Annotated in this window: 2 protein-coding genes; both read left to right on the top strand. The window is 57.0% G+C overall.

Annotation, left to right across the window (positions count from 1 at the left end; genetic code table 11):
• Nucleotides 1–51 precede the first annotated feature (51 nt).
• A complete protein-coding gene (locus PYR71_RS30635) occupies nucleotides 52–255 on the top strand; it encodes a CCE_0567 family metalloprotein (protein WP_009991124.1) in 204 nt (67 codons plus the stop codon).
• Nucleotides 252–569, top strand: coding sequence for a ferredoxin III, nif-specific (gene fdxB, locus PYR71_RS30640; protein ID WP_004677870.1), 318 nt, complete (start codon nucleotides 252–254; stop codon nucleotides 567–569). The genes PYR71_RS30635 and fdxB overlap by 4 nt, the downstream gene beginning before the upstream one ends.
• Nucleotides 570–1,139 lie beyond the last annotated feature (570 nt).

Below are 1,139 nucleotides of genomic sequence, written 5' to 3' on the forward strand. Positions count from 1 at the left end.
TATCCCGACGTGGCGCGGGCATCATGAAATCAATTTTCGAGGAAAGAGATCATGTCAGACATTGTGGAGCAGCTGAAAAAGGTCCGCAAGCTGCAGTCCCGCGCCGCCGCTGCGAAGATGGAGTTGCACGATCTTGCCGAGGACCTTCCGATTAATTGGGCTAGAATCAAGACCATTGCAGGAGAGACGTTCGACGCCTTCGCCGAGTTGAACGCTGCGAAGGAAGAGCTCGCTGCATTGGAGAATTCACGATGACTGGCCCTTTCGTCACGCGCGACGGCTCCAGCTGGGTGCCGGAGTACCTGACCTGCATCGATGCTACAACCTGCATCGGCTGTGGCCGATGCTTCAAAGCCTGCTCTCGCGAAGTCATGCACCTCTATGGCGTCGGTGAAGCGGGTGAAATCCTCGGCATCTGCGACGACGAGGAGGAAGACTTCGATGGCGAGCTCAATCGTATGATCATGGTTGTCGATGAGGCCGGCCGCTGCATTGGTTGCGGCGCCTGCGCGCGCGTCTGCCCGAAGAACTGTCAGACCCATGTCGCGGCAGACAAGGTTACTGCGTGATCTCGCGAACAAGTCAACGCTGTTACCTTCAGATCGTTTGTTGTCTCCTGCTGCTCGTCGTCTGCGCAAACGAACGAACGTAGTTACTTCGTGTGGCATTCCATCCACAAAGTTGGCGCTGCGATGGTGGCTAGTTCGTCGCTTCTTTCAATAGGACTTTTTTAAAAGCGCGAAGTGGCGATCGCTGTCTCGTCGCCCTCGGCGATGAACTTATCCGGTTGCCAAGGCAGATGCCCCGCGATTGGATCGCCACAGATCGTGCCGTTCGTGTCCCATGCCTGATCCGCGGATGCGGCGGTTCTAATCAATGGCGGCCGGTGCAAAGAAGGCACTGCAATTGCACGCAATGTCTCGCGCAAGCTGACCGTCGAGGTAAGCACCAGTGCGCAGCTGACGGAGGCACTTGCGGCGAGGACCGCAACGCCACTTTCCACCCCGCAGGCTCAATACGATCCGACACAGGACGATCCTGAGCGCGGTTGAATTACATGCTAATTCCCTTGTCCCCAGCGCAACCGTCGACATTTCTCGCAAATGTCGGGCATCCGCCACTTTTGTCAGGTTTGTCGT

This window comes from Rhizobium mulingense, assembly GCF_029194105.1.
Lineage (GTDB): Bacteria > Pseudomonadota > Alphaproteobacteria > Rhizobiales > Rhizobiaceae > Rhizobium > Rhizobium mulingense.

Coding starts and splice junctions, on each gene's coding strand:
- fdxB (WP_004677870.1), top strand. CDS start 252: ATGACTGGCCCTTTCGTCACGCGCGACGGCTCCAGCTGGGTGCCGGAG.
- PYR71_RS30635 (WP_009991124.1), top strand. CDS start 52: ATGTCAGACATTGTGGAGCAGCTGAAAAAGGTCCGCAAGCTGCAGTCC.